This is a genomic window from Croceivirga radicis (genome assembly GCF_002072105.2).
Taxonomy (GTDB): domain Bacteria; phylum Bacteroidota; class Bacteroidia; order Flavobacteriales; family Flavobacteriaceae; genus Croceivirga; species Croceivirga radicis.
Window position 1 is genome coordinate 86,457 of record NZ_MTBC01000011.1, and the last position, 25,914, is coordinate 112,370.

General features: G+C 37.2%; 26 protein-coding genes and 1 tRNA gene. 10 read left to right on the forward strand and 17 right to left on the reverse strand.

Annotated elements, in window-relative coordinates:
* Positions 1-5 precede the first annotated feature (5 nt).
* The 5 genes from BUL40_RS14280 to BUL40_RS14300 all read left to right on the forward strand — a co-directional run bounded on the left by BUL40_RS14280 (position 6) and on the right by BUL40_RS14300 (position 3,877).
* Positions 6-89, forward strand: a tRNA-Leu gene (locus BUL40_RS14280).
* A gap of 122 nt (positions 90-211) precedes the next feature.
* Positions 212-1,114: a MerR family transcriptional regulator gene (locus BUL40_RS14285; protein ID WP_010519954.1), complete on the forward strand. Its 903-nt coding sequence runs from the start codon at positions 212-214 to the stop codon at positions 1,112-1,114.
* Positions 1,115-1,126: 12 nt separating this feature from the next.
* The gene (locus tag BUL40_RS14290; protein WP_080319806.1) at positions 1,127-2,590 is read left to right on the forward strand and encodes a phytoene desaturase family protein; all 1,464 of its coding nucleotides are present in this window, start codon (positions 1,127-1,129) and stop codon (positions 2,588-2,590) included.
* Positions 2,587-3,426, forward strand: a complete 840-nt coding sequence (locus BUL40_RS14295) for a phytoene/squalene synthase family protein (RefSeq protein WP_080319807.1) — start codon at positions 2,587-2,589, stop codon at positions 3,424-3,426. The genes BUL40_RS14290 and BUL40_RS14295 overlap by 4 nt, the downstream gene beginning before the upstream one ends.
* A gap of 1 nt (position 3,427) precedes the next feature.
* Positions 3,428-3,877 (forward strand): sterol desaturase family protein, encoded by a 450-nt coding sequence (locus tag BUL40_RS14300; protein WP_010519951.1) that lies wholly within the window; start codon positions 3,428-3,430, stop codon positions 3,875-3,877.
* Between the two features lie 6 nt (positions 3,878-3,883).
* Here BUL40_RS14300 and BUL40_RS14305 read toward each other — a convergent pair whose 3' ends face one another.
* The 6 genes from BUL40_RS14305 to BUL40_RS14330 all read right to left on the reverse strand — a co-directional run bounded on the left by BUL40_RS14305 (position 3,884) and on the right by BUL40_RS14330 (position 13,203).
* A complete protein-coding gene (locus BUL40_RS14305) occupies positions 3,884-4,444 on the reverse strand; it encodes a TlpA family protein disulfide reductase (RefSeq protein ID WP_080319808.1) in 561 nt (186 codons plus the stop codon).
* 83 nt (positions 4,445-4,527) lie between these two features.
* Positions 4,528-6,801 carry an aconitate hydratase gene (locus BUL40_RS14310; RefSeq protein ID WP_080319809.1) on the reverse strand — a complete coding sequence of 758 codons (2,274 nt, stop codon included), beginning with the start codon at positions 6,799-6,801 and terminating at the stop codon, positions 4,528-4,530.
* A 235-nt stretch (positions 6,802-7,036) separates the two neighbouring features.
* Entirely contained in the window at positions 7,037-9,814 is a 2,778-nt protein-coding gene (locus tag BUL40_RS14315) for a bifunctional aconitate hydratase 2/2-methylisocitrate dehydratase (protein WP_080319810.1), read from the reverse strand.
* Between the two features lie 171 nt (positions 9,815-9,985).
* Positions 9,986-10,942, reverse strand: coding sequence for an AAA family ATPase (locus tag BUL40_RS14320; RefSeq protein WP_080319811.1), 957 nt, complete (start codon positions 10,940-10,942; stop codon positions 9,986-9,988).
* 4 nt (positions 10,943-10,946) lie between these two features.
* Positions 10,947-12,338, reverse strand: coding sequence for a peptidylprolyl isomerase (locus BUL40_RS14325; protein ID WP_080319812.1), 1,392 nt, complete (start codon positions 12,336-12,338; stop codon positions 10,947-10,949).
* The gene (locus BUL40_RS14330; RefSeq protein WP_080319813.1) at positions 12,322-13,203 is read right to left on the reverse strand and encodes a peptidylprolyl isomerase; all 882 of its coding nucleotides are present in this window, start codon (positions 13,201-13,203) and stop codon (positions 12,322-12,324) included. Before BUL40_RS14330 ends, BUL40_RS14325 begins: the two co-directional genes overlap by 17 nt.
* Positions 13,204-13,315: 112 nt before the next feature.
* On the opposite strand from BUL40_RS14330, the gene BUL40_RS14335 reads away from it, so the two are divergent.
* Genes BUL40_RS14335 through aqpZ form a run of 4 tightly spaced genes read left to right on the forward strand, consistent with a single transcriptional unit; the run spans position 13,316 to position 15,970 of the window.
* On the forward strand, positions 13,316-13,771 hold the full coding sequence (locus tag BUL40_RS14335; protein WP_010519944.1) for an SRPBCC family protein: 456 nt from the start codon (positions 13,316-13,318) through the stop codon (positions 13,769-13,771).
* 3 nt (positions 13,772-13,774) lie between these two features.
* A complete protein-coding gene (locus BUL40_RS14340; RefSeq protein WP_010519943.1) occupies positions 13,775-14,029 on the forward strand; it encodes a hypothetical protein in 255 nt (84 codons plus the stop codon).
* Positions 14,030-14,037: 8 nt separating this feature from the next.
* Positions 14,038-15,174, forward strand: coding sequence for a serine hydrolase (locus BUL40_RS14345; protein WP_080319814.1), 1,137 nt, complete (start codon positions 14,038-14,040; stop codon positions 15,172-15,174).
* Between the two features lie 58 nt (positions 15,175-15,232).
* On the forward strand, positions 15,233-15,970 hold the full coding sequence (gene aqpZ / locus BUL40_RS14350; RefSeq protein WP_080319815.1) for an aquaporin Z: 738 nt from the start codon (positions 15,233-15,235) through the stop codon (positions 15,968-15,970).
* Here aqpZ and rimO read toward each other — a convergent pair.
* Positions 15,921-17,228, reverse strand: coding sequence for a 30S ribosomal protein S12 methylthiotransferase RimO (rimO, locus tag BUL40_RS14355; RefSeq protein ID WP_080319816.1), 1,308 nt, complete (start codon positions 17,226-17,228; stop codon positions 15,921-15,923). The genes aqpZ and rimO overlap by 50 nt on opposite strands.
* Before the next feature lie 123 nt (positions 17,229-17,351).
* Here rimO and BUL40_RS14360 point away from each other — a divergent pair, with 123 nt between their 5' ends.
* Entirely contained in the window at positions 17,352-18,455 is a 1,104-nt protein-coding gene (locus BUL40_RS14360; RefSeq protein WP_080319817.1) for a serine hydrolase domain-containing protein, read from the forward strand.
* Here BUL40_RS14360 and BUL40_RS14365 read toward each other — a convergent pair.
* The 10 genes from BUL40_RS14365 to BUL40_RS14410 all read right to left on the reverse strand — a co-directional run bounded on the left by BUL40_RS14365 (position 18,452) and on the right by BUL40_RS14410 (position 25,912).
* Positions 18,452-20,137 (reverse strand): amidase family protein, encoded by a 1,686-nt coding sequence (locus BUL40_RS14365; RefSeq protein ID WP_080319818.1) that lies wholly within the window; start codon positions 20,135-20,137, stop codon positions 18,452-18,454. The genes BUL40_RS14360 and BUL40_RS14365 overlap by 4 nt on opposite strands.
* Before the next feature lie 68 nt (positions 20,138-20,205).
* Positions 20,206-20,940, reverse strand: coding sequence for an SOS response-associated peptidase (locus BUL40_RS14370; protein WP_244901882.1), 735 nt, complete (start codon positions 20,938-20,940; stop codon positions 20,206-20,208).
* A 50-nt stretch (positions 20,941-20,990) separates the two neighbouring features.
* Positions 20,991-21,947 carry a signal recognition particle-docking protein FtsY gene (gene ftsY, locus BUL40_RS14375; protein ID WP_080319820.1) on the reverse strand — a complete coding sequence of 319 codons (957 nt, stop codon included), beginning with the start codon at positions 21,945-21,947 and terminating at the stop codon, positions 20,991-20,993.
* A 158-nt stretch (positions 21,948-22,105) separates the two neighbouring features.
* A complete protein-coding gene (locus BUL40_RS14380; protein WP_010519935.1) occupies positions 22,106-22,258 on the reverse strand; it encodes a DUF4295 domain-containing protein in 153 nt (50 codons plus the stop codon).
* 8 nt (positions 22,259-22,266) lie between these two features.
* Positions 22,267-22,449 carry a 50S ribosomal protein L33 gene (gene rpmG, locus BUL40_RS14385; protein ID WP_010519934.1) on the reverse strand — a complete coding sequence of 61 codons (183 nt, stop codon included), beginning with the start codon at positions 22,447-22,449 and terminating at the stop codon, positions 22,267-22,269.
* A 14-nt stretch (positions 22,450-22,463) separates the two neighbouring features.
* Complete coding sequence (rpmB, locus tag BUL40_RS14390) at positions 22,464-22,700, reverse strand: 50S ribosomal protein L28 (RefSeq protein WP_010519933.1); 237 nt, start codon at positions 22,698-22,700, stop codon at positions 22,464-22,466.
* Positions 22,701-22,772: 72 nt separating this feature from the next.
* Positions 22,773-24,020 (reverse strand): competence/damage-inducible protein A, encoded by a 1,248-nt coding sequence (locus BUL40_RS14395; RefSeq protein ID WP_080319821.1) that lies wholly within the window; start codon positions 24,018-24,020, stop codon positions 22,773-22,775.
* A 24-nt stretch (positions 24,021-24,044) separates the two neighbouring features.
* Positions 24,045-24,383 (reverse strand): Hpt domain-containing protein, encoded by a 339-nt coding sequence (locus BUL40_RS14400; protein ID WP_080319822.1) that lies wholly within the window; start codon positions 24,381-24,383, stop codon positions 24,045-24,047.
* Entirely contained in the window at positions 24,384-24,995 is a 612-nt protein-coding gene (locus BUL40_RS14405) for a fumarylacetoacetate hydrolase family protein (RefSeq protein ID WP_010519930.1), read from the reverse strand. It lies immediately after the preceding gene.
* 2 nt (positions 24,996-24,997) lie between these two features.
* On the reverse strand, positions 24,998-25,912 hold the full coding sequence (locus tag BUL40_RS14410; RefSeq protein WP_080319823.1) for a carboxypeptidase-like regulatory domain-containing protein: 915 nt from the start codon (positions 25,910-25,912) through the stop codon (positions 24,998-25,000).
* Between the last annotated feature and the right edge of the window lie 2 nt (positions 25,913-25,914).

The following is a 25,914-nucleotide window of genomic DNA, read 5'->3' on the forward strand; positions in this document are numbered from 1 at the left end:
CATTTGCCCACGTGGTGAAATTGGTAGACACGCTACCTTGAGGGGGTAGTGTTCTTAAGAACGTGCTGGTTCGAATCCAGTCGTGGGCACAAGGCTCTTTGTTGTACAAAGGGCTTTTTTATTGTTCATATCCTATTGATAAAATTTAACGCTTGCTTAGGAGTATGAAACCTATTTATTTGTAAATTTGTTTAATCATTTTTACAAAATAATGAACAACGTAAAAAAATCATTTAGTATCAGGGATATGGAGAACCTTTCTGGAATAAAGGCCCATACGATACGTATTTGGGAAAAACGTTACAATTTATTTGAACCAGAAAGAACGTCTACCAATATAAGAACTTATAGTTTAAGAAGTTTACAAAAGCTCTTAAACATTACATTATTATACCACAATGGCTATAAAATTTCTAAAATAGCCAAAATACCAGAGAGCGAAATTCCGGTTATTGTTAGGGAAATAGTTGCTAAAAATAGCGAACGTAGCCATTCTACGAATGCTTTTAAATTGGCTATGATCAATTTTGATCAGAGCTTGTTCTTTAATACCTACAATAGTTTATTGGCAGAAAGAAGTTTCAGGGAAATATTTTCTGAGGTTTTTCTTCCTTTATTGAATGAATTGGGATTGCTATGGCAAACAGATACGATCAGCCCCGCACATGAGCATTTTATCACGAATTTGATAAAACAAAAAATATACATAAACACAGAGAAACTTCAAATAATAGAACCTACTAGAAAAGATAAAGTATTTGTATTATTCTTGCCAGAAAATGAAATTCATGAACTAGGGCTTCTTTATTTGAATTACGAAATAAATCTTAAGGGTTACAAATCTATCTACCTTGGACAAACCATGCCAATAGAAAACCTTCAAGACTTATTAAAATATCATAATTACATTCATTTTGTGTCGTACTTTACCGTTAGTCCTTCACAAGACCAAATCGATAAATACATAGAAAAGTTCGAAACTACCATAAACCAAGTAGGCAATTGCAAACTTTGGATATTAGGTAACCAAACCCAACATTTAGACCAAGATAATTTACCAGAAAGCGTTAGTACGTTCAATTCACTAGAGCGCTTTATTAGTAGATTGTCTTAACCCTACTTAAACATGAAAAAAGTAATTGTTATTGGCTCCGGCTTTTCGTCCCTTTCTGCCGCTTGTTATTTGGCCAAAGAGGGTTTTACCGTTACCGTTTTGGAAAAAAACAACATGGTAGGTGGCAGAGCTAGACAATTAAAAAAAGAGGGTTTTACCTTTGATATGGGTCCTAGCTGGTATTGGATGCCAGATATTTTCGAAAAATTCTTTAACGATTTTGACAAAAAAACTTCAGACTTTTACGAACTGGATAAGCTGAGCCCCGCCTATAGTATCTTTTTTAAGGACGAAAAAATTACCATAGGTGACCATATGGATAAAATCTGTGAAGAATTTGAACGGATAGAACCCGGCAGCAGTCCTGCTTTAAAAAGTTTTATAGCCAAGGCACAAGAAAATTATGACATCGCCATTAATAAAATAGTTTTAAAACCAGGTTTATCCCCCTTAGAATTGGTTACAAAAGACACTATTTTGAGGGTAGACCAATTTTTTAAGACCATAAGCCAAGAAGTAAGAAAACGGTTTGACAACCCTAAACTTATTTCTACCTTAGAGTTTCCAGTCTTGTTCTTAGGTGCAAAACCACAGAATACGCCATCTTTTTACAGCTTTATGAATTTTGCAGATTTTGGTCTTGGTACATGGCATCCTAAAGGAGGTATGTATAAAATTATAGAGGCTATGCAAAGTTTAGCCCTTTCTTTAGGCGTAACACTTAAAGTAAATACGCCCGCAGAAAAAATAGAAGTTCACAAAGGTAAAGTAACCGGAGTAGTAACAAATGGTAAATTATTAGAAGCAGACTACGTAATTAGTGGCGCAGATTATCACCATTCCGAAACACTTTTAGACCCAAAATATAGACAGTATACGGAAGATTACTGGCATAAAAAAACGTATGCGCCTTCTTCCCTATTGTTCTACGTTGGCTTTGATAAAAAAATAAAAAACGTTAACCACCACAACCTATTTTTTGACACGGATTTTGAAGTTCACGCTCAAGAAATTTATGATAAACCAAAATGGCCAACAGATCCGCTATTTTATGCCAACTTCCCGTCTGTGACGGATTCTAGTATGGCTCCTGAAGGAAAAGAGGCCGGTTTTTTCTTAATTCCAATTGCCCCTGGTTTAGAGGATACAGCCGCTTTAAGAAACCAATATTTTGATTTAATCATCAATAGATTTGAGCAATTAACGCAGCAAAACGTTTCAAAAAACATTATATTTAAAGAAAGCTTTTGTGTAAATGATTTTGTAGAAACCTACAATTCTTTTAAGGGCAACGCTTATGGCATGGCCAATACCTTAACACAAACCGCGTTTTTGAGACCTAGCCTAAAAAGCAACAAAGTCGAAAACTTGTTTTTTACCGGACAGCTTACCGTACCCGGTCCAGGAGTACCTCCAGCTTTAATATCTGGCAAACTTGTTTCCGATTTAACGATTAAAAAACACCGCAAAAAATGAAATCTATTTTTGACCATGTTTCGTACGGTTGCAGTAAGCTAGTAACAGAATCTTACAGCACATCTTTTTCTTTAGCAACTAAAATGTTGGCGCCAAGTATTAGGGGCGATATATACAATATCTATGGTTTTGTTCGATTTGCGGATGAAATTGTAGATACGTTCCACGATTATGACAAACCTACATTATTCGCTGCATTTGAAAAAGATTTAAAAGATGCTATTGAACATAAAATAAGTCTAAATCCTATTTTAAATAGTTTTCAATATACTTTTCATAAATATGATATACCCATGCATTTAGTAGATGCCTTTATGAAAAGTATGCGCATGGATTTGAACAAGAAAGATTACGTAACCGTAGATGAGTTTAAAGAATATATTTATGGATCAGCAGATGTGGTTGGCCTAATGTGCCTTTGTGTTTTTGTAGATGGTGATAAGGAACAATACAACAATCTTAAAGATGCTGCAATGGCCTTGGGTTCCGCTTTCCAGAAAGTTAACTTTTTACGGGATTTAAAAGCAGATTATGAACAGTTAGAACGCTCTTATTTTCCTAACACCAACCTTTCTGCTTTAGACGAAGCATCTAAGCGAAGTATTGTAGAGGAAATTGAAGCAGACTTTGCAAAGGGTTATGCTGGCATTAAAAACTTACCGGCAACAGCGAAGTTTGGTGTTTACACAGCGTACCGTTATTACACCAAACTACTTTCAAAATTGAAGAACACACCACCATTAGAAATAAAAAATGCTCGTATACGTGTTCCAAATTATCAGAAGTTTGGTCTTTTGGCGCACTCCTATTTAAATTATAAATTACAATTGGTTTAATATGAATATTTTAATAGGCCTTTTTATATTCTTGGCTACCTTCTGTTTTATGGAGTTCATGGCATGGTTTACACACAAATACGTTATGCACGGTTTTTTGTGGAGTTTACACAGAGACCACCATCATAAAGATCACGATTCTTGGTTTGAGCGTAACGACGCCTTTTTTATCTTTTATGCTATTGTAAGCATGAGCCTATTTTATCTGGGTGCAGAAACCTCTTTTTGGTATGGTTGGCCTCTAGGATTTGGAATTCTAGCCTATGGCATAGCTTATTTTGTGGTGCACGATATTTTTATACACCAACGTTTTAAGATGTTTAGAAATGCCAATAATTGGTATGCTAAAGGTGTACGAAGGGCCCACAAGGTTCATCATAAACATTTGGGCAAAGAAGAAAGCGAGAATTTTGGAATGTTGGTTGTTCCTTTTAAATACTTTAAAAAGTAATAATCATTATTCACGCAACAAACGGTCTAGGAGAGACCTAACATCCTTAGTGTTCCAATCTGAAATACCTTCCTCATTTACTACAATTGCACCACTTTTACTTATAACATAACTATGCGGTGGTGTAGGTATAGGGAATGGTGACTTTTCTCCTATTATTTGGTAAGTAACCGGAAAAGTAAATTCATGTTTTGCCATAAATTCTTCAACGGGAGCTTGCAGCTCGTCTGTTATAATGTAAAAATCAACTTTACCTTTATAATCGTCATAAATATTTTGAATACTAGCTAATTCTGCTTCTGAAGGCAAACGCCAACTAGACCAAAAATTAATAATGGCCACTCTATTTTTAGATACGTCAAAATTGAAAAAGTTCCAATCTTCATCTTTAAGCTTCCAATCATAATCAGTAATATTTTGTTGTTCCGCTGTAGGAATCTCGGTGGGTGATGTTGCAAATAACCTATTCAAAAACAATTTACCGTAATGCCCAAGAGGTGTTACAAAAAAGGCAGCAATAAAAAGGATAACCAATAAATTGAAAAAAGTCTTCTTCTTGTTTTTCATGCAAAAATTCTGGAATTTGCACAAAACTAAAAAACTCCTGAGAATTCAGGAGTTTTTATTTATCTATATAAAAGAAAGTCTAGCTAGGCAGCATTTTCTCTTTTGATTACATTCAATGCAGAACCTTCTTTAAACCAACCAATTTGAGCATTATTGTACGTATGGTTAGCTTTAATCGTATCCTTACTTCCGTCTGCGTGCACAACTTCAATTGTTAAAGGTGTGTCCGGCGCAAAACTATCTATATCCAAGAAATTAAATGTATCGTCTTCTTGAATTAGGTCATAATCTGCCTCATTTGCAAAAGTCAACGCCAACATACCTTGCTTTTTAAGGTTGGTTTCATGTATCCTAGCAAAAGATTTTACTAGAACTGCCGCCACCCCTAAATGTCTGGGTTGCATGGCTGCATGCTCTCTAGAAGAACCTTCACCATAGTTGTGATCACCAACTACTATAGACTTAATTCCTTTTGCTTTGTAATCTCTCTGCGTATCAGGTACAGGTCCATACTCACCCGTTAATTGGTTCTTTACAAAGTTTGTTTTCTCATTAAAAGCATTTACAGCTCCTATTAAAGTGTTATTGGCAATATTATCTAGATGCCCTCTAAAACGCAACCACGGACCTGCCATAGAAATATGATCTGTAGTACACTTGCCATATGCTTTAATCAAAAGCTTCATTCCTTGTAAATCTTCTTTAGTAATTGGCATAAATGGGTCTAGCAACTGCAAACGTTCAGAACCTTCTTTAACCACCACCTCTACATCAGATCCATCTGCTCTTGGTGCTTGGTAACCTGGGTCTTCCACATCAAAACCTTTTGGAGGCAACTCAAACCCGGTTGGTTCTTTTAATTTAACCTCTTGTCCATCATCATTCAGTAAAGTATCTGTTTCCGGATTAAAGTCTAGCTTTCCGGAGATAGCCAACGCGGCCACCAATTCTGGAGAAGCCACAAAAGCATGCGTATTGGGGTTACCATCTGCACGCTTGGCAAAGTTTCTATTAAAAGAATGAACTATGGTGTTCTTTGGCGCATTTTTTGGGTCCTCATAACGGCCCCACTGCCCAATACAAGGGCCACAGGCGTTCGTAAATATTTTGGCCCCTAATTGCTCAAAAATATCCAAAAGACCATCACGTTCCGCAGTATAGCGCACTTGTTCAGAGCCTGGATTAATTCCAAAGTCGGCCTTAGGCTTTAATCCCAACTCTACCGCTTGCTTTGCAACACTTGCCGCCCTAGATAAATCCTCGTAAGATGAATTGGTACAAGAACCTATAAGACCCCATTCTACCTTCATTGGCCAATCGTTCTTCTTCGCCTTTTCTGTCATTTCAGGACCAGCAACCGTGGCTAAATCTGGCGTAAATGGGCCATTTAAATGGGGTTTTAACGTATCTAGATTTATTTCAATAACCTGATCAAAGTAATCTTCTGGATTGGCATATACTTCATCATCGCCCGTTAGATAATCCTTAATAGCATCTGCAGCTTCTGCCACATCTGCCCTACCCGTAGACTTTAGGTAACGAGCCATGGACTCATCGTATCCAAAGGTAGAAGTAGTTGCGCCTACCTCTGCTCCCATATTACAAATAGTACCTTTACCGGTACAGGACATAGACGTAGCACCTTCGCCAAAATATTCAATGATAGCACCCGTACCACCTTTAACGGTAAGTATTTCTGCTACCTTAAGTATTACATCTTTTGGAGCAGACCAACCGGATAGTTTTCCTGTCAATTTAACCCCTATTAGTTTAGGAAATTTAAGTTCCCAAGCCATACCGGCCATTACATCTACTGCATCTGCACCACCAACACCAATAGCCACCATACCTAAACCACCTGCATTTACGGTATGTGAATCAGTACCAATCATCATTCCGCCAGGAAAAGCATAGTTTTCTAAAACCACTTGGTGTATAATACCAGCACCCGGTTTCCAAAAGCCAATACCGTACTTATTAGATACAGACTCTAAAAAGTTAAACACCTCGGAAGATTGATTAATCGCATTTTGTAAATCTTTATCGGCACCAATCTTAGCTTGTATTAAGTGATCACAATGAACCGTTGTAGGCACAGCCACCTTTGCCTTACCAGCTTGCATAAATTGCAATAAGGCCATCTGAGCTGTTGCATCTTGACAAGCTACCCTATCTGGAGCAAAATCTACATAATCTTTACCTCTTTTAAATGCTGTCGTTGGAGAGCCGTCCCATAGGTGAGAGTACAATATCTTTTCGGCCAAAGTCATTGGTTTCCCAGTGATTTCTCGAGCTTTATCTACACGTTCGGCCATTTGGGAGTAAACTCCCTTGATCATATCAATATCAAATGCCATAAATTGTTTATTTATTTTCTTTTTTTGGTTCTACAAATTAATCATAATTCTTAAAAGTTGCACTACAAATAAACTAGATAAGCGTTATACCGCTATCTAAACTTATTATAGCACCCCCCACAATCTAAACAACTGTGTAGACTAGCATGTTCCCCATTAAATAAAACCTTGTCTCAAAAACTAAAAAAGCCCAAGAAAAACTTGGGCTTTACACTTTATAAACTATGCATTAGCATTACATTACCAATTGCTTCTGAGACGGTTTAAATTTAGTTAATACGATACCATCCACAGCTGCTTCATATTCTTCCATTGTTGGTGTTCTTCCTAAAATACAGGACAATACCACCACTGGTGTAGAAGAAAGTAAGGACTCTCCTTTTTTCTCAGAAGAATCTTTAACAACCCTACCTTGGAACAATCTTGTAGAGGTAGCCATAACGGTGTCTCCAGGTTCTGCCTTTTCTTGGTTACCCATACATAGGTTACATCCTGGACGCTCCAAATACAACATGTTCTCGTATTTGGTTCTAGCCAAACCTTTTGGCGCACTATCATCGAATTCAAAACCTGAGTAACGTTGTAATACTTCCCAATCGCCTTCTGCTTTTAATTCGTCCACAATATTATAAGTAGGTGGCGCTACCACCAATGGCGCATTAAATTCTACTTTACCTTGCTGTGCTTCTATGTTTTTTAGCATTTGTGCTAAAATCTTCATATCGCCTTTGTGCACCATACAAGAACCAACGAACCCAAGGTCTACCTTCTTGGTGCCACCGTAGAAAGATAGCGGTCTAATGGTATCGTGTGTATATCTTTTAGATACATCGTCGTTATTTACATCTGGATCAGCAATCATTGGCTCGGCAATCTCATCCAAATCTATGACCACTTCTGCATAATACTTAGCATTTGCATCTGGCTTAAGAGCAGGTTTAATACCCGTTTTAACCTCAGTAATTCTAGCCTCTGCTTTTTCTACCAGGCCTTTAAGCACTTGCTTTTCATTATCCATACCCTTATCTATCATGATTTGGATACGATTTTTAGCAATTTCTAAAGATTCAATCAATGTCTCGTCTTCAGAAATACAAATAGAAGCCTTTGCTTTCATCTCTGCTGTCCAATCTGTGAACGTAAACGCTTGGTCAGAGGTTAATGTACCAATATGCACTTCTATAACCCTACCTTGAAAAACGTTTTCACCATCAAACTGCTTTAGCATTTGTTGTTGTGTAGCATGTACCACATCACGGAAATCCATATAACTACGCATATTACCCTTAAAAGTAACTTTTACAGAGTCTGGAATAGGCATTGTAGCTTCTCCTGTAGCCAAAGCCAAGGCTACCGTACCTGAGTCTGCACCAAAAGCAACTCCCTTGGACATACGCGTATGTGAATCACCACCTATGATAATATCCCAATCACTAACCGTAATATCATTCAATACCTTATGGATAACATCAGTCATGGCATGGTATTTTCCTTTTGGATCACGACCAGTTATTAAACCAAAGTCGTTCATGAACTTCATTAACCTTGGAATATTCGCTTTGGATTTATCGTCCCAGACAGAAGCCGTATGACAACCCGATTGGTACCCCGCATCAACGATTGGACTAATCACTTTAGCCGCCATCATTTCTAACTCTTGCGAGGTCATTAATCCTGTAGTATCCTGAGAACCTACAATGTTAACCTCTACTCTTACGTTAGACCCCGTATGCAGTGTTTTACCAGGCGTGTTACCTACCGCATTCTTATTAAAAATCTTCTCTACCGCTGTTAAACCTTGACCTTCAATAGAAATTTCTTTAGAAGGCGCATATACTTGGGGTATATCTATACCTAAAATAGAGCAAGCTATTGTTTGAAGTTTTTTACCAAATACTACAGCATACGAACCGCCAGCTTTTATAAACTCCATTTTCTGGGGTGTTAGGGCTGTAGATATATCTTTTAATTCCGTATCACCGTTATACAGCTTTTTGGTTTTAGTATTAATGGTAAGTACGGTTCCTGTTTTTACAGAGTATTCTTCTTTTAGAATAGGTTCCCCATCTGCATCAACAATAGTATTTCCATTTTCATCTTTCTGCTTTACCCAGTTCTTAAGGTCAATACCTATACCACCGGTTACACCAACAGTTGTTAAAAATATAGGTGCAATACCATTGGTACCAGCAATAACAGGTGCAATATTTATAAATGGTACGTATGGACTAGAAGGTATACCTGTCCACAATGCCACATTATTTACCCCAGACATTCTAGAAGAACCTACACCCATGGTTCCTTTTTCCGCGATCAACATTACCCTTTTATCTGGGTGCTGTTCTTTAAGCGCTAAAACCTCTTTTTGCATGTCTTTGTTATGCTCAAAAATACATTGACCATGCAATTCCCTATCTGATCTAGAGTGGGCATCCGCACCTGGAGATAATAGGTCTGTGGAAATATCGCCTACCCCAGCAATGTACGTTACCACTTGTATTTCTTCTTCTACTTCTGGTAGTTTTGTAAAAAACTCTGCTTGGGCATAGCTTTCTAATAATTCTTTAGCAATGGCATTTCCTGCTTTGTACGCCTCTTCTAAACGCTCTGTGTCTGCTTCGTACAAGAATACCTGTGTTTTTAAAACCTTTGCCGCAGCATTGGCTATAGACTCGTTGTTGCCCAATGCCAAATCTAATAGTACTTGAATAGAAGGACCACCCTTCATGTGACTTAACTGTTCAAAGGCAAAATCTGGGGTAATTTCTGCCACCACCACGTTACCTAATATAATTTCCTTTAAAAAATCTGCTTTTACGCTAGCAGCACTGGTAGTACCGGGAAGGGTATTATAAATAAAGAATTTTAGAGAGTCCTCTCTATGCTCATTGTTCAAATCTTTGATTTGTTCAATAATAGCACTCAAAAGTTCAGCACCATCTATTGGTTTTGGATGCAAACCGTGAGCTTTACGTTCTTCTATTTCTTTAAGATAATCTTGATAAATACTCATTGATGTTTATTAAAATGCTTAAGTTAATTTGGCTTAAAAAAGCCTTATTGTATGGGAAGAAAGGCATGTTTAAGCAGTTTGGTTTTTATAAAAAATACTGGCTACAAAAATACTAAAACCCGCCTCATACTATACAGCAGTATTTTGTGATAAATTTAATTTAGAACCATTCTAGCCCAATAATGTTGTGATGATTTGGTCTTCGGTAATACCTTCTGCTTCGGCTTTGTAATTTTTAAGGATTCTATGCCTTAAAATACCATGTGCCACCGCCTTAACATTTTCTATATCTGGCGAAAATTTGCCATGAATTGCAGCATGTGCCTTTGCGGCCAGAACCAAATTTTGTGAAGCCCTTGGGCCTGCGCCCCAATCTACATATTCTTTTACAATGGTAGCCGCCCCGTCTAAATTGGCCCTAGTACTATTTACCAAGCGCACCGTATAGTCAATTACATTATCTGCAATTGGAATTTTACGTATCAAGGCCTGTACGGCTAAAATTTCTTGAGCCGAAAAGATGGCGTTGACCACATTATTACTTGCTCCGGTTGTAGATTTAACCACCGCAATCTCTTCTTCAACACTTGGGTATTTAAGTTCAATGGCGAACATAAAACGGTCTAATTGCGCCTCTGGAAGCGGGTAGGTACCTTCTTGCTCTATAGGGTTTTGAGTAGCCAGAACAAAGTAGGGTAGATCTAATGGGTAACGCCTACCAGCAACAGTTACGGCTCTTTCTTGCATAGCTTCTAGTAAAGCTGCCTGGGTCTTTGGCGGGGTTCTGTTTATTTCGTCTGCTAATATAATATTACCAAAGACAGGGCCTTTAATGAATTTGAAGTTACGGTTGTTGTCCAGTACTTCGCTACCCAAAATATCACTTGGCATTAAATCCGGAGTAAACTGAATTCTCTTAAAATCCAGCCCCAAGGTTTGCGCTATGGTATTAACCATTAAGGTTTTCGCCAAACCTGGAACCCCAATTAACAGGGAGTGACCTCCGGTATAAATGGAAAGTAGAATCTGCTCAATTACATCGGTCTGGCCAATAATAACCTTCCCTATTTCTGCCTTTAACTGTTGGTGTTTACTTACTAGATTCTTTACCGCTTCTACGTCTGACATTTAGTTACTTTTTAAGCCAATTGTTGGCAAAATCACAATCTTGATTTCCATCATCTACATGTATGTAGGTGTCTTCAATCTTTTCTGTCATCCACTTCTTAATTGCCTTTAATTGCTTTTCTCTTAACGCCAATTCTTGAATTTTCATATAATCTTTGGCAAAATCTGCCTTGTGCTCATCATACCTATTGGTAATCTGTAATATCTTAAAAGTTGGAGGGCCTCCTCTAGGGTCGTCTTCTTTAATAGGATATGAAATTTCGCCATCCTTTAAATTTCGTACTTGGTTGTACAAGGTAGGATCCATATTGGTAAGCTCAAACTTGGAATCGTAATTGATTGGATTACGCAACAAACCACCGTCAAATTTGGTTTCTTTCTCATCAGAAAAATTTCTTGCAGCCTCCGCAAATGTATACTTGCCCTCTAAAATTTGCTTTCTAATGGTATCCAATTCTGCCATGGCCTCCTTTTTTTCCGCATCAGATACTTCTGGTACCATTAAGATATGACGTAAATCCCTTTCTTGACCCCTAATCTTTTCAATGTAGATAATATGATAGCCAAAAATGGTTTTAAAGGGGTCAGAGATTTCCCCTTCTTGCAAACTAAAAGCCACGTCTTTAAACTCTTTTACAAAACCTGTTTCCCTGGTCATGGTGTAAAAACCTCCTTTGGTCTTAGAACCTGGGTCTTGGGAGTATAGAATTGCCTTTACGCTAAAACTTGCGCCATTTTCTTCAACATCTTGTTTTATTTCTTTAAGACGATTAATTACCGTTTGCTGTTCTTCTTTACTTGCCTCTGGCGCTTTTACAATTTGAGAAATCTCCAACTCCGCACCAAAAACTGGTCTTTCGTCTTCTGGAATCTTGTAAAAAAATTGCCTAACCTCCTCAGGTGTCACCTCTATTTCTTCAACAATTTTGGTCTGCATCTTTTCAGATAACATTCTAAGCTTGTTTATTTCAAATAGCTCGTCTTTAAAAGATTTTAAATCTGGTTTGTTGTAATAGCGTAGCATTTTTTCAACGCTACCAATTTGTTGCGATAATTGCTGTATTTGCCTATCACTATTGGCGTTTACCTGATCATCTGAAACCAACAAACTATCTTGTACTGCTTGGTGGGCATATAGACGATCTTCCATTAACTTACCCAAAAGTTGGCAATGGGTAATGTCCTCTGTTGCAGCACCTTGACTTTTTAAATCGATAAGGGTTTTTTCTACATCGGAATCTAGAATTACATAATCGCCAATAACTGCAGCAATACCGTCTAGTTTTTTATAATTTTTTGGTGCAGTTACCGAATCTGCTGAAGCAGTTTCTTGGGCTAAGCCTACCCCCATCATCAATCCCATTACTAAGCCTAAAATGCTATTCTTCTGGTTCATATGTTTGAAAATCTTTGTTTTTGACCGCTTGGTCCAATATTTCGGTTTCTAATTTTTTCTTAAGCGAAAGCCTTCTCCTATTCAGAATTATTTGCTTAATGTTTGGTTTAATATAAGATAGAGGCGCTATATCATTAACCATGAGCACCTTATTGACTTTTCCCAAATATACCGCTAAGGAATCTTCTAATTCAAAGAATTGTGAATTCTTTAGATGTTTATCTTGATTTTCTGAATCTAAGGGCCCAATTTCTGAAATAAGTCTTGTGGCACTAACCCAAATTGAATCGTTAAAATGGGCTTTTTTAAATTGAACTCCTATTGAATCTAGAAACTGCTTATCCTCTGTATCAAAGTTTTTGAGCCGTTTTTCTACCTCATCTTTATTCAAAAATTGTGCATTTAAAACAACAAATCTAAGTTGTACCAGCTTCTCGTCTAGCTTGAAATTGTCTTTTTGCTCCTCGTAAAATTTTTCAAATTGTGCATTGGTAACAGTTGTATCCATCTCCTTTTGTACCAAAGCTTCTATATAGGCACGGGTATAAAGGTCTGCACGGTATTCTTCTACCAATCTGTTGTATTCTGCCAATTGGTTTTCTGGTAGATTAATCTTGGACCTATCCATAAACAACTGTTTGGTTGCCCAATTCTGGATGTAACTATTTATTAAAGCCGCGCTATCTTGCGGACTCATATCTTTGGTTACCAAACCTGCAACATCTTTCTTGTACAAATAAACATCGCCCACACGCGCAATCGCGTTTTCTTCCTTATCCTTTTTAAAGAGCGAATTGCAAGCGCATAAAATCAAAGTACTAGCTAGCACTCCCCAAAAACCAATATTTTTTTGATTACATGGCATTTGGCAAAAATAACAATTCCTTAAAGTGGTGCAAGAGCAATACGTTTCATTAACAGATTTTTGGGGTGCGCTTTAAAATCATATCTTAGTAGAAGAACCTAACATAACTAAAATGGAGTATACAACTACAGTGGAAATTGACCTCCCACGAAACCAATTTTTAGAAATTCTGACCAATGAAGAAAATATGAAACATTGGATGCGTGGCTTGGTTTCTTATGAACGGTTATCTGCCAATAAAAATACAGAAGGAGCTAGAACCGCCTTTAAATTTAAAATGGGCAAACGAGAAATGAATATGGTAGAAACCATTTTAAAGGTAAATTTCCCAGAAGAATTTTTTGTTGCTTATGATTCAAAAGGTGTGCATAACGTACAAAAGAATTATTTTGAAGAAAAAAACGGTAAAACCATCTGGTCTTCCAAAAGTGAATTTAAATTTGATTCTTTTATGATGAAAACAATGGCTTTTTTAATGCCTGGGCTTTTTAAAAAGCAATCCAGACAATATGCCGATGATTTTAAAAACTTTGCAGAAAAAGGGATTTCGGTTTTAGATAACGTATAATTTATGAGTGCAAACCTACTTGATAGAACTATTAAACTAATTTGGGATTTTAAAGGTCCGGCAGCCGCAAAAACAGCAGAGCATTACCTGGTTCATTTAAAAGAGTACGTTGACAAAGAAGAACTAAAATATGATATTTATAATGTGGAACATGTAAGCAGCACGCACAGCTTGGTCTTTTTAGTTGTTGCAGAGTTTGAAATGCCACAAGTAAGGGATAGCCTTAAGCCACATAGAGGACAACTTTACCAAATCTAAACCATTTTATGCGCACCATTCTTACATGGGTTTTTGGTCTTTTGGTTTGTTTTGGTTGCAAACAGAATACTACTGAAGAAAATTTCTTGGACATTGCGCTAAAGAGCGAACACCCGGCAATTAAAAAAGTGGTAGAAAATATAGATGCGCATGAAATTCAAATTAGATATACCCGAATTGAACGTGAAAAAGACGCTATTTCTTTCAAAGATTTTGATTTTAACGTAGATAGTACTTTTTACTTTTATCCGGCCAGTACAATTAAATTTCCGGTAGCGGTAACAGCACTTGAAAAATTAAATTTAATTGACAGTCTAAACCTAGATTCAACTTTTTTTATTGAGGGAGACACCACCATTACATCTTTTAGAACAGCAATAAATCAATTGTTTGCAGTAAGCGATAATGCGGCCAATAACAGATTAATAGAATTTGTGGGCTTTGACGCAATTAATAAACAGATAAAGGAAAGAGGAATATATCCCTTTAGAATTTCTCATAGATTGGCTACAACAGATGCGGATAACCCCACCACAAAACCATTACTAATATTAACTGCGGACAGTATATTACATTTTACTAAACCTATTGTAAGCAACAGGCCTAAGGCACTAGAACTAAAAGGAATAAAAAAGGGAGAAGGATACCTATCTGAAAACGAACTTTTTAAAGAACCTTTTGATTTTTCAATGAAAAACCATTTTCCCATAACTGCCCAAAATCAACTGATCAAAAAAGTATTTTTTCCTAATACTTTTAGCCCAGAACAACAATTACAGCTAACAGAGAAACAACGTAATTTTTTAATTGATGCCATGAGGCTGCTTCCGTATGAGCAGGGTTATGATAGAAGCATCTATTACGATAGTTATGTAAAGTTTTTCCTATTTGGCGATTCAAAAGAAGCTATTCCAGAAACAATTAAAATACACAATAAGGTTGGGTATGCGTATGGCACCTTAACAGACTGCGCCTACATAGTGGATTTAAAAAACAACATAGAATTTATTTTGAACGCAACCATCTTGGTAAATAATAACGCAACATTTAATGATGATACCTATGAATACGAAACCATAGGTATTCCTTTTTTAGCGCAATTGGGTAGGGAAATTTATGAGTTGGAACTCAACAACAACAAATAAATGTGACTAATTTCTTACAAGTGTTTCTAAATAGGTATTAGATAGATATTTAAGAAACATGAAAAAGTTAGTTGCAGAATTCATAGGCACTTTTTGGTTAATTGTTGGTGGTTGTGGAACTGCGATCTTTGCCGCTTCTAATCCAGATATGGGTATTGGTAAGATTGGTATTGCTGTGGCATTTGGTCTAAGTTTAGTAACCATGTTCTACAGTATTGGACACATATCTGGTTGCCATTTAAACCCAGCGGTTACTTTAGGGCTGGCTACCGCGGGAAAATTTGACCCTAAAAACGTACCAACCTATATATTGGCACAAGTTTTAGGCGCAATAACCGGAGCAGCACTTGTTTACCTTGTAATGCTGGGCAAAGTTGGTTACCAAATAGGTTCTTTTGCTGCCAACGGATATGAAGAAAACTCACCAGAAGGTTACTCTATAATTTCTGCCTTTATTACAGAGTTGGTTATGACCTTTATTTTCCTATTTATCATATTAGGTGCCACTTATGAAAAAGCACATAAGGCATTTAGTGGTTTAGCCATAGGTTTAGGCCTAACTTTAATCCATTTGGTTAGCATGCCTATAACAAATACCTCAATAAACCCAGCGAGGAGTTTAAGCCAAGCTTTATTTGCAGAGGGAAATTGGGCTTTGCCTCAGTTGTGGCTTTTTTGGGTAGCACCAATTTTAGGAGCCCTTTTGGCTGGTGCTTTTTATCAATTTTTATTTAATTATGACCCAATTAAATCGTACAAGGTTTCCCGTAAAGGTCAAAATCCGCAGCTTCGGTAATTGTAATTTGCGTATAGTCCCCAATTTTCACATAATGCTCCCTAGCGTCTATTAACACCTCGTTATCAACGTCTGGAGAATCAAATTCGGTTCTACCTACAAAGTAATTACCTTCTTTACGATCAATGATGCATCTATACGTCTTTCCAATTTTTTCTTGGTTAAGCTCCCAAGAAATCTGGGATTGTATTTCCATTATTTCATTGGCCCGTTCTTGCTTAATAGCTTCTGGCACATCATCTTCCAATGAATACGCATGCGTATTTTCTTCGTGGCTGTAGGTAAAACAACCCAACCTTTCAAAGCGCATTTCCTTTACCCAATCTCTTAATGTTTCAAAGTCTTCCTGTGTTTCTCCAGGGTAACCAACAATTAAAGTAGTACGTATGGCCATATCTGGCACAGCATTTCTAAAATCGTTCAATAGTTTTGTAGTTTTTGCCTTGGTTGTACCCCTACGCATACTTTTCAAAATTGGGTCTGCAATGTGCTGTAGCGGTATATCTATATAATTGCAAACTTTTGGCTCTCGTTTCATTACTTGTAAAACATCCATAGGAAAACCGGTAGGAAAAGCATAATGCAAACGAATCCATTCTATTCCCTCTACTTTTACCAACGCTTCTAGTAGCTCCGCTAAATTTCGTTTTTTGTAAAGATCAAGACCATAGTAAGTAAGATCTTGAGCTATTAAAATTAGTTCTTTTACCCCTTTTGCGGCAAGTTTATGTGCCTCGGCCACCAGATCTTCTATGGGTGTACTTTTATGCTTACCACGCATAAGAGGTATTGCGCAAAAAGAACATGGCCTATCACAACCTTCCGCTATTTTTAGGTAGGCATAATTCTTGGGTGTAGTGGTTAGGCGCTCCCCAATTAATTCGTGCTTATAATCTGCCCCCAAAGCTTTTAAAAGAATAGGCAGATCGCTTGTTCCAAAATATTGGTCCACATCTGGTATTTCTTGCTCCAGGTCCGGCTTGTATCTTTCACTTAAACAACCGGTCACAAACACCTTATCTACAGAACCCTCTTCTTTCTTTTGAACATATTCCAATATGGTATTTACACTCTCCTCCTTAGCACTTCCAATAAATCCGCAAGTATTGATCACCACCACATTACCTTCTTCTTCATGAACCACCTCTTTGTTGTTGGCCTTCAATTGCCCCATTAAAACCTCAGAGTCATAAACATTTTTACTACAACCTAAGGTAACCACATTAATCTTGTTCTTTTTAAGAGACTTTGTACGCATAATTTCTTTAAATGGAGGGCAAAAATACAACAGAAGCTTACAATTGACGGTTTTTGCACCATAATTCTTTGAATTACTCGTTAAACCTTAGCAGATAACCGCTGTCTAATTAAAAAAACTTCCATGATAAAGCATTTGTTAGTACTCATAAGCTTCGTAACGTTAATTTCTTGCTCCACAGATGGAATGGATACTGTTGCCGAAAACAATCCGGACGAAACTCCAATAGCAACAGAATTATACTTTCCATCAACCACAAGTGCAGAATGGGAAACCTTGAGCGAAACGGAACTAAATTGGAACACCAACACAGGCACAGAGCTACAAACTTATTTAGAAGAACAAAACACCAAAGCCTTTATAATTCTTAAAAACGGCAAAATAGTTAACGAGTGGTATTTTAATAATTTTGAAGCAGACGATTCATGGTACTGGGCATCTGCAGGAAAAACACTAACCGCCTTTACGGTTGGCATAGCCCAAGAGAAAGGATATTTAGACATAGCCGATAAAACTAGTGATTACCTGGGTACGGGATGGACTTCTTTAACCAAGGAACAAGAGGATAAAATTACTATTGAAAACCAACTTACCATGACCTCTGGCATGGATGAGAATGCGTTTACCTGTGTTTCTTCAGACTGCTTAAACTATATAGCTGATGCAGGTAATAGATGGGCATATCATAATGGTCCGTACACCCTGTTACAAGATGTAGTGGCTAATGCTACTGCAACAAATTACAATTCATTCTTTAATACGGAATTAAAATCTAGAATTGGAATGGATGGTTTTTGGCTCAACACAGAGGCCACCAATAACGTTTATTTTAGTACAGCTAGAAGCATGGCACGTTTTGGACTTTTAATCTTAAATAAAGGTACTTGGGCAGAAGACCCTATATTAGAAGGTCAAGCTTTTTTTGAAGCTATGACTACCAGTTCTCAAAACCTTAATCCTGCTTATGGCTATTTGTGGTGGTTAAATGGCAAAAGCACTTATATGCTACCCTCTAGCCAAGAGGTATTCAACGGTTCGCTAATTACTACTGCCCCTAACGACCTTATTTCTGCATTAGGCAAAAACGACCAAAAACTTTATGTTGTACCTAGTGAAAATCTGGTAATCATACGTCTTGGAGATGCAGCAAATGCCGAAAATTTTGCACTTTCGACATTTGATACAGATTTATGGCAACTACTTTCTACCTATATGGGTTTAGATTAATCGCTGTATGCTTTTGGTAGTAATCTGGCTTGCATAAAAGCTTCCAAAGTTTTTGCTATTGTTAATAGTTGGGGTTCAGATAACGGTTGCCCAATTAAGGTTAAACCAATTGGCTCGCCAGAAGTTTTATACCCCATGGGCAAGGTTAACGCTGGATATTTTGCCACCGCAGCATAACCCGCATGATAATTATTTATAGATAAGATGGCATCTAGATCTTGACCATCCAAAGACGTATCAAAATAACGCCTGGCTTCTTGTTGCAAATTCAATTTAATATCATCTAAAGCTTCAGTAGTTGTACTATCTACTAAAATACCTTCTAAACGTGCCTGCCCATACGGCATTCTTACTAAAGTATCTTCACGATTAAACGCCACTACATCTTCTACGTTTTTAATAGTTACGGCATCTTTTGTCCTAACTTCTGCCTTAATATACGCTGGCAGGTCGTGCTTCATATCTATATTTAAAATACTTAAAAAACCATTGAGTTGAACTTCTGGTGGTGTAATCTGTATAATTTTAGCGCCAGCCGATTTTAATTGTTCAATTCGCGCAGCATATATGCTATCTTGATTAATTAATGCAGTTATTGCCCCAATTCTTAGGTGTTGCAAAGGGGCCGCTTCTGTTTCTAATACTTGCGTTCCAGAGAATACAATTTCTTTTGCTTTAGAATCTTTAGAGTCATAACCCATCATTGCCGACAATACAATACCATTATCCGTAACGTTACGTGTCATAGGCCCAGGAGTATCCAAGGTACTAGAAATAGGCACTATTCCCGTTCGGCTTAGAACCCCTATTGTAGGTTTTAAACCAACAACCGAGTTTTGACTACTTGGCGACAATATAGAACCCGATGTTTCCGTACCTACGGCAGCAACGGCATAACCCGCAGCAATAGCCGTACCACTACCAGCGCTTGAACCGCCAGTTTCAAAAATTCTTCTGCCATATGGATTAAGAGTTTGCCCACCTATTGCACTATAACCAACAGGGCAACCATCACAGAAAAAATAAGCCCACTCGCTCAGGTTTACTTTCCCTAAAATAAGTGCGCCTTTTTCCTTTAATTGCTTGACGATGAAAGCATCTCCTGCAAAATTTTCTTTTAAAGCAATTGCACCAGCTGTAGTAGGCAAACCTTTAAATCCAATATTGTCTTTTAATAAAATAGGCATGCCATATATAGGGTGCTCCCCATCTGCATTAGGTTTAAGATTCCTGGCTTGCTCCAAAACCTCTTTATTAAGTGCTATAACCGTATTTAAAGTAGTGCTATTATCCAGTTCATATTTGTAAATGCGATACAGATAAAATAACACCAATTCTTCATAAGTAAATTTCCCTTCTTTAATGGAAGCTTGTATACTTGGAATGTCTTGTTCCAAAATCATAGGTTTCAAAGCTTCATACCTAGTTGTAGTTAATTTGTCAACTTCTTCGTATAGGGGATTAAACACATCATTCTTATCCAATACTTTAGATTGAATCAATTTATAACGCATTCGAGGATTCTCGTGCTCTGCATTGGCGACAACTTCGATAGAGTCATCATAAGGTTGCCAAAGCGTAACTTCCGCTGAATTATTGATTGATTTTTTTTGATTACATGATTGTAAAAAGGAGAAAAATATTGCAGCGAGTACCACACTGCAGCCTGTAGCATATTTCATTACGTTCGGTTAGAAAATTAGTCAACTCCAAGATACGGCATTCCTACTTAAGTAACAGAAATTGAATTTTATAAAAAAGCAAATGCCAGCTCTGGATATTCAACAGGGTCTGAAATAGAAGGTATATTTCCGGCGTATGCTGCTCCTCTTAATTTAGCTACGGAACGATAAACAAATTCTTCTTCCGGTTTTGGATTTAAAAGGTGGGCCATTTTTTTAGATAGCACTTGCTCATCATCAGGTAATAACCAATGGTTGGCTTCACTTTCGTTTAAAATCAAAGGCATTCTGGGACCGCTAAGCCGAGGATTGTTGTGAATACGTTGTAACAAACTATTCCCTTTGGTGGTTACTATAGCAAAGCTTACCCATTCTTTTCCAGATTCTGGATGCAACCAAACATCAAAAATACCCGCAAAGCACATTGGTTGTTCATTCTTTAGACCGATGTAAAAAGGATAAGTTTGCTTATTTAGATGATGATGCTCGTAAAATCCATCTACATAGATTAAACAGCGATTATTTAACGCCGCTTCTCTGAACGAAGCCTTTTCCAATAAGGTCTCGCCCCTTGCGTTTATTGTTTTATTCCAAATAGCAGTTTGCTGTGCTGTACTGGTAACCCAATGTGGAATTAGTCCCCAAGTAGCCACTATTGGTAAATTGGGGGTTTGGCAGGGATAAATAAACATTTTTGGATGCTGAAAACCAGAAGCATGGTACAGCGGCAAATCTGTTAACGGCGCAAGTTTTTCTTCAATTTCTAATACTGCCCTATCATCGCCAAGACGTTTAGCACGCATTAATTGTGTTTTTAATTGCGCTTTAACATCATAACACATGTCTTAACTTATTATATTTTAAAGAAAGAATCTACAAACTCATACTTATTAAAAACTTGCAAATCTTCTATACCTTCACCAACACCTATATATTTTACAGGGATTTTAAATTGATCCGAAATTCCAATTACTACACCACCCTTTGCGGTACCGTCTAATTTTGTAACCGCCAAACTACTTACTTCCGTAGCCTTAGTAAATTGTTTGGCCTGTTCAAATGCATTTTGACCTGTAGAACCATCCAATACCAGTAATACATCGTGTGGTGCATCTGGTACCACTTTTTGCATAACACGTTTAATTTTGGACAACTCGTTCATCAAATTGATTTTATTATGCAAACGACCAGCAGTATCTACCAAAACCACATCTGCGTTTTCTGCCACGGCAGAATTTAATGTATCAAAAGCAACAGAAGCCGGGTCGCTACCCATTTTTTGCTTAATAATAGGTATATCTACACGCTCTGCCCAGACCTGGAGTTGATCTATAGCGGCAGCCCTAAAGGTATCCGCCGCACCCAATACAACCTTTTTACCTTGCTTTTTAAATTGATAGGCCAGTTTGCCAATGGTTGTTGTTTTACCAACACCATTTACGCCTACCACCATTATTACATGTGGTTTGTTATTTGTAGGTATACCAAAATCTTTAGCCTCTCCGCTATTGGTCTCTGATAAAAGGCCAGCAATTTCTTCCCTTAAAATTTTATTGAGTTCTTCTGTACCTAGGTACTTATCTTTTGCAACACGCGCTTCTATGCGCTCAATAATTTTTAATGTGGTATTTACGCCAACATCCGAGGTTACCAAAACCTCTTCTAGGTTATCTAAAACTTCGTCATCTACTTTAGATTTACCAGCTACAGCCTTAGAAAGCTTTCCTAAAAAGCTACTCTTACTTTTTTCAAGACCTTTATCTAAGGTCTCTTTCTTGTCTTTAGAAAAGATATTTTTAAATAAACTCATAGTTGTTTCAAAAGATGCTCAAATATAGGAAAGTAAGCCCATAAAATTATGGTTTTGACTAGCATACCCTAAATGGTTTTAGCAAACCTTATTTATTATGCATAAAAAAACCGCCCACGTAAAATACGTAGGCGGTACTATATATAGAAGTTTGCGTCCTATTTACTGTTTAACCAGTCGTTCACCAATTCTGGTGCCATTACAGACTCAACAAAAGTGTAAGCTCCAGTTTTAGGAGACTTTACCATTTTAATAGCTTTTGTTAATCTTTTTGAACTACTTTGTAGTGATGCTACCGTCTTCTTAGCCATGGCCTAAATTATTTAATTTCTTTGTGTACAGTCATACGCTTAAGGATAGGATTAAATTTTTTAATCTCTAACCTGTCTGGCGTGTTTTTCTTATTCTTGGTAGTAATATACCTAGAGGTACCTGGCTGCCCAGAAGTTTTATGCTCCGTGCATTCCAATATAACTTGAATTCTATTTCCTTTCTTTGCCATCTCTTACCTGTTTTTTACTTAACAATTCCGTTGGCTCTCATGTCTTTAATAACAGCGGAGATACCTTTCTTGTTAATAATCTTGATACCTTTTGAAGAAACGTTCAATGTTACCCATTTATCTTCTTCAGGGATGTAGAATTTCTTTTTGAAAATATTAGCGTCAAATCTTCTTTTCGTTTTATTGATAGAGAAGGACACGTTGTTTCCAAACATCACCTTTTTTCCTGTAACTTCACAAATTTTGGACATCTCCTTAAATTTTGCTTGATTTTATTGAGGCTGCAAATTTAGATATTTCTTTTAGACGTACAAAATTCTAACTCAGAAATTTAAAATTTCTTTTTGCAAAAGCTGAAAAGCCTTACCTACAGCCTTCTCTACTACCCTTTCCCTTGGACTACCAAAGTTAAATTTATGGGCACTAATACCGTTTGGACTACCTATAGCAATAAAAACGGTTCCTACCTCCTCATTAGAATCACCTTTAGACGGCCCAGCATTGCCCGTTGTAGCAATACTAAAATCCGTACCAATTAGTTCTTTTACCTGTCTTGCCATAGCAATGGCCACCGCCTCACTAACCACGGAATGTTTTTCTATTAATTCAGCAGCTACCCCCAAGACTTTAATTTTAGTCTCAGTAGCGTAACTAACCACACTACCCTTAAAGTAATTAGAAGCTCCAGGTATAGCGGTAATCAACTCGGCCAATCTACCACCGGTAAAACTTTCTGCCGTAGCGAGTGTAAATCCTTTTGCTTTTAGCTGTGCTCCTATTTTAGCTTCTATTACACCCTCTTCTTCCTCTCCTTGAATGATATCTCCAATTAAACTATACAGTTGCTCAACTTGATTCTGAAGATTGGCATGTAATTTAGCTTCGTCAGTACCAATACTACTCAAACGCAACCTAACCTTTCCCAAACTTGGTAAGTAGGCCAACTTAATATCCACAGGTAGTTTGTTTTCCCACTCGGCTATACGCTCTGCAATGGCACTTTCTCCCAAACCATAGGTATTTACGGTCCTATGTGCAATGTAGGGTCTTTCAAAAGCACGCATCAACCTAGGCAGCACTTCCTCCTCCATAATTCCCTTCATTTCAAAAGGAACACCCGGCATGGAAACAAAAACAGTACCATTTTTCTCTAACCACAATCCAGGAGCCGTACCGTAGGTATTCTTAAGCACATTTGCCTTGGATGGCACCATGGCTTGCTGCCGGTTCATATCGCTAATTGGAGTAGAAATGTATTTTTTAAATAGTTCTTCTATGTGGTTTAGAACCTGCTTATCTTGAACCAAAATATCTTCAAAATAGTGACAGATAGCGTGTTTGGTCACATCATCCTTTGTAGGTCCTAAACCACCAGTAACAAGCACCACTTGCGCACGCTTATTAGCATTTTCAAAGGCCTCTAAAATGTGTTCTTTAGTATCCTGTATAGAAGTTATTTGATATACGGATATCCCTATTTTGTTAAGTGCTTTACTCAGGTAGACCGAGTTAGTGTCTACAATTTGACCTATTAATATTTCATCACCAATGGTAATGATTTCTGCTTGCATAGGAGTTTAGACTTTAAAGACAGGTTAAATTGAAAAATCTGTTTTCAACTCTACCACTACTTGTTCCACATCTTGTTTAAGCAGTGGAAATTTAGTTTTAATTTCCTCTATGCTACCTTGGTTTTTACCTAAGGTTTCTAAATCTAATGCATTAGCCCTGGTTGCCTCCATTCCCAATAAATCTACATTGGGTTTAATCTTATGGGCCATTTTTCTAATTTGCTCAAAATCTTGACGCTCAATTGCTGCTTCTAATGCAGCTAAATCTTGTGGTACTTCTTCTAAAAATACCGTAACTACAGAAACGATGAAGTCATTGTCCCCATCCGCCATCTCATTAATCTTATCCAGACTGTATATCATCTATTTAACGTTGATTGCAAATATTTTTTCTTGTTCAATAAAACCTTCAAGATAATCATTAGGGGCCACTTTTCCAACACCTGCAGGTGTACCCGTGAAAAGTACATCACCCTTTTTTAACATAAAAAAAGTAGATACATAAGCAATTAGTTCATCTATCTTCCACAACATCAAAGCCGTGTGACCATCTTGTACCAAATCTCCATTCTTGTGCAACGAAAATTTAAGATCGTTTAAATTTTGAAATTCTTTTTTAGGTAGCCACTTACCAATTACTGCGGATCCATCAAATCCTTTTGCTTTTTCCCAAGGCAGACCTTTTTCTTTTAACTGCGATTGTAAATCCCTAGCCGTAAAATCTATTCCTAGACCAACCTCGTCATAATATTTATGCGCAAATTGCGGTGAGATATGCTTACCTACCTTTTTAATTTTCACCAAAATTTCTACTTCATAGTGCACGTCATTAGAGAATTCTGGGATGTAAAAATCCTGTTCTTTTGGCAGAACAGCAGAATCGGGCTTAATAAATACCACTGGGTCTTTTGGTCGCTCATTATTCAATTCCGCAATATGATCTGTATAATTTCTACCGATACAAATAAGTTTCATATTTACTTTTTAAGTTTTTGATTCACTTTTAAACTCAATGCAGGAATTAAAGATTGATTATTTCCTTTGGATTGTACTGTAAAGGGCCGCCATTCGCCCATACCATAAACGTACAACTTAAAATTACTGTTTTTACTGTACACCCCACCAAAAGTTGGCGCAAAACGATCCTCTATTCTTGGTTTATTTGTTAAGTTATCTTTCTCGTCCTTTTTATACCAGTTATAAGGAATAAAAAGCCACTCTAAACCAACAAAAACACCTTCTGTTGGCATTTTCAACTTTAAATCTGAAATATTTATGGTGGTATAATCCTTACCTTTTACCGCTTCTAACAAGATACTTTTACGAAGTAAATCTTCTTTTGGAGTTTTAGTCACGGGATCCACGCTAAAAAACCGCAATCTAAATTTAGCGCGATCTCGAGTAAATTCTTGCCGTTCCCTAAAAAAAACGGTAACCGATTCTAAATACTTTTTGGCCGCCCCAATATTAGGAAAATACAAGGCAAGGATCCAGGGCGTGGAAGAGGCATCAAAACCACTTTTTATAGCATAACTACTTACCGGATTATATGTTTTTGAATCACCAAAATTACCAGACAAGATTACCTCATCCAATTTCATGGTGGTCTCTGTTAGCTCTACCTTTTTGTTCTGGTAAACCGTTTTTCCTAAGAGCACGGTATCTTGGTACCCCAAAGAGGATATATGTACTTTTTTTGATAACAGTTCTTTTGGAATGGTAATACTAAAAGCCCCATCCTCATCTGTTGAAGTACCTACAAGCGTATTTAAAAAACTAATATTAACATAGGGTATTGGCTCTTTTGTGCTTACATCTTGTACATAACCTTCAAAATCTATCTCTTGTGCCGTGCAAGAAAGACCAACTAGTAAAAAGAGAAAAAGCCGCATCT

What these genes read in the sequence shown, in the direction of transcription:
- BUL40_RS14285 (WP_010519954.1), top strand. Translation starts at nt 212, where the DNA reads ATGAACAACGTAAAAAAATCATTTAGTATCAGGGATATGGAGAACCTT.
- BUL40_RS14290 (WP_080319806.1), top strand. Translation starts at nt 1,127, where the DNA reads ATGAAAAAAGTAATTGTTATTGGCTCCGGCTTTTCGTCCCTTTCTGCC.
- BUL40_RS14295 (WP_080319807.1), top strand. Translation starts at nt 2,587, where the DNA reads ATGAAATCTATTTTTGACCATGTTTCGTACGGTTGCAGTAAGCTAGTA.
- BUL40_RS14300 (WP_010519951.1), top strand. Translation starts at nt 3,428, where the DNA reads ATGAATATTTTAATAGGCCTTTTTATATTCTTGGCTACCTTCTGTTTT.
- BUL40_RS14305 (WP_080319808.1), bottom strand. Translation starts at nt 4,444, where the DNA reads ATGAAAAACAAGAAGAAGACTTTTTTCAATTTATTGGTTATCCTTTTT.
- BUL40_RS14310 (WP_080319809.1), bottom strand. Translation starts at nt 6,801, where the DNA reads ATGGCATTTGATATTGATATGATCAAGGGAGTTTACTCCCAAATGGCC.
- BUL40_RS14315 (WP_080319810.1), bottom strand. Translation starts at nt 9,814, where the DNA reads ATGAGTATTTATCAAGATTATCTTAAAGAAATAGAAGAACGTAAAGCT.
- BUL40_RS14320 (WP_080319811.1), bottom strand. Translation starts at nt 10,942, where the DNA reads ATGTCAGACGTAGAAGCGGTAAAGAATCTAGTAAGTAAACACCAACAG.
- BUL40_RS14325 (WP_080319812.1), bottom strand. Translation starts at nt 12,338, where the DNA reads ATGAACCAGAAGAATAGCATTTTAGGCTTAGTAATGGGATTGATGATG.
- BUL40_RS14330 (WP_080319813.1), bottom strand. Translation starts at nt 13,203, where the DNA reads ATGCCATGTAATCAAAAAAATATTGGTTTTTGGGGAGTGCTAGCTAGT.
- BUL40_RS14335 (WP_010519944.1), top strand. Translation starts at nt 13,316, where the DNA reads ATGGAGTATACAACTACAGTGGAAATTGACCTCCCACGAAACCAATTT.
- BUL40_RS14340 (WP_010519943.1), top strand. Translation starts at nt 13,775, where the DNA reads ATGAGTGCAAACCTACTTGATAGAACTATTAAACTAATTTGGGATTTT.
- BUL40_RS14345 (WP_080319814.1), top strand. Translation starts at nt 14,038, where the DNA reads ATGCGCACCATTCTTACATGGGTTTTTGGTCTTTTGGTTTGTTTTGGT.
- aqpZ (WP_080319815.1), top strand. Translation starts at nt 15,233, where the DNA reads ATGAAAAAGTTAGTTGCAGAATTCATAGGCACTTTTTGGTTAATTGTT.
- rimO (WP_080319816.1), bottom strand. Translation starts at nt 17,228, where the DNA reads ATGCGTACAAAGTCTCTTAAAAAGAACAAGATTAATGTGGTTACCTTA.
- BUL40_RS14360 (WP_080319817.1), top strand. Translation starts at nt 17,352, where the DNA reads ATGATAAAGCATTTGTTAGTACTCATAAGCTTCGTAACGTTAATTTCT.
- BUL40_RS14365 (WP_080319818.1), bottom strand. Translation starts at nt 20,137, where the DNA reads ATGAAATATGCTACAGGCTGCAGTGTGGTACTCGCTGCAATATTTTTC.
- BUL40_RS14370 (WP_244901882.1), bottom strand. Translation starts at nt 20,940, where the DNA reads ATGCGTGCTAAACGTCTTGGCGATGATAGGGCAGTATTAGAAATTGAA.
- ftsY (WP_080319820.1), bottom strand. Translation starts at nt 21,947, where the DNA reads ATGAGTTTATTTAAAAATATCTTTTCTAAAGACAAGAAAGAGACCTTA.
- BUL40_RS14380 (WP_010519935.1), bottom strand. Translation starts at nt 22,258, where the DNA reads ATGGCTAAGAAGACGGTAGCATCACTACAAAGTAGTTCAAAAAGATTA.
- rpmG (WP_010519934.1), bottom strand. Translation starts at nt 22,449, where the DNA reads ATGGCAAAGAAAGGAAATAGAATTCAAGTTATATTGGAATGCACGGAG.
- rpmB (WP_010519933.1), bottom strand. Translation starts at nt 22,700, where the DNA reads ATGTCCAAAATTTGTGAAGTTACAGGAAAAAAGGTGATGTTTGGAAAC.
- BUL40_RS14395 (WP_080319821.1), bottom strand. Translation starts at nt 24,020, where the DNA reads ATGCAAGCAGAAATCATTACCATTGGTGATGAAATATTAATAGGTCAA.
- BUL40_RS14400 (WP_080319822.1), bottom strand. Translation starts at nt 24,383, where the DNA reads ATGATATACAGTCTGGATAAGATTAATGAGATGGCGGATGGGGACAAT.
- BUL40_RS14405 (WP_010519930.1), bottom strand. Translation starts at nt 24,995, where the DNA reads ATGAAACTTATTTGTATCGGTAGAAATTATACAGATCATATTGCGGAA.
- BUL40_RS14410 (WP_080319823.1), bottom strand. Translation starts at nt 25,912, where the DNA reads ATGCGGCTTTTTCTCTTTTTACTAGTTGGTCTTTCTTGCACGGCACAA.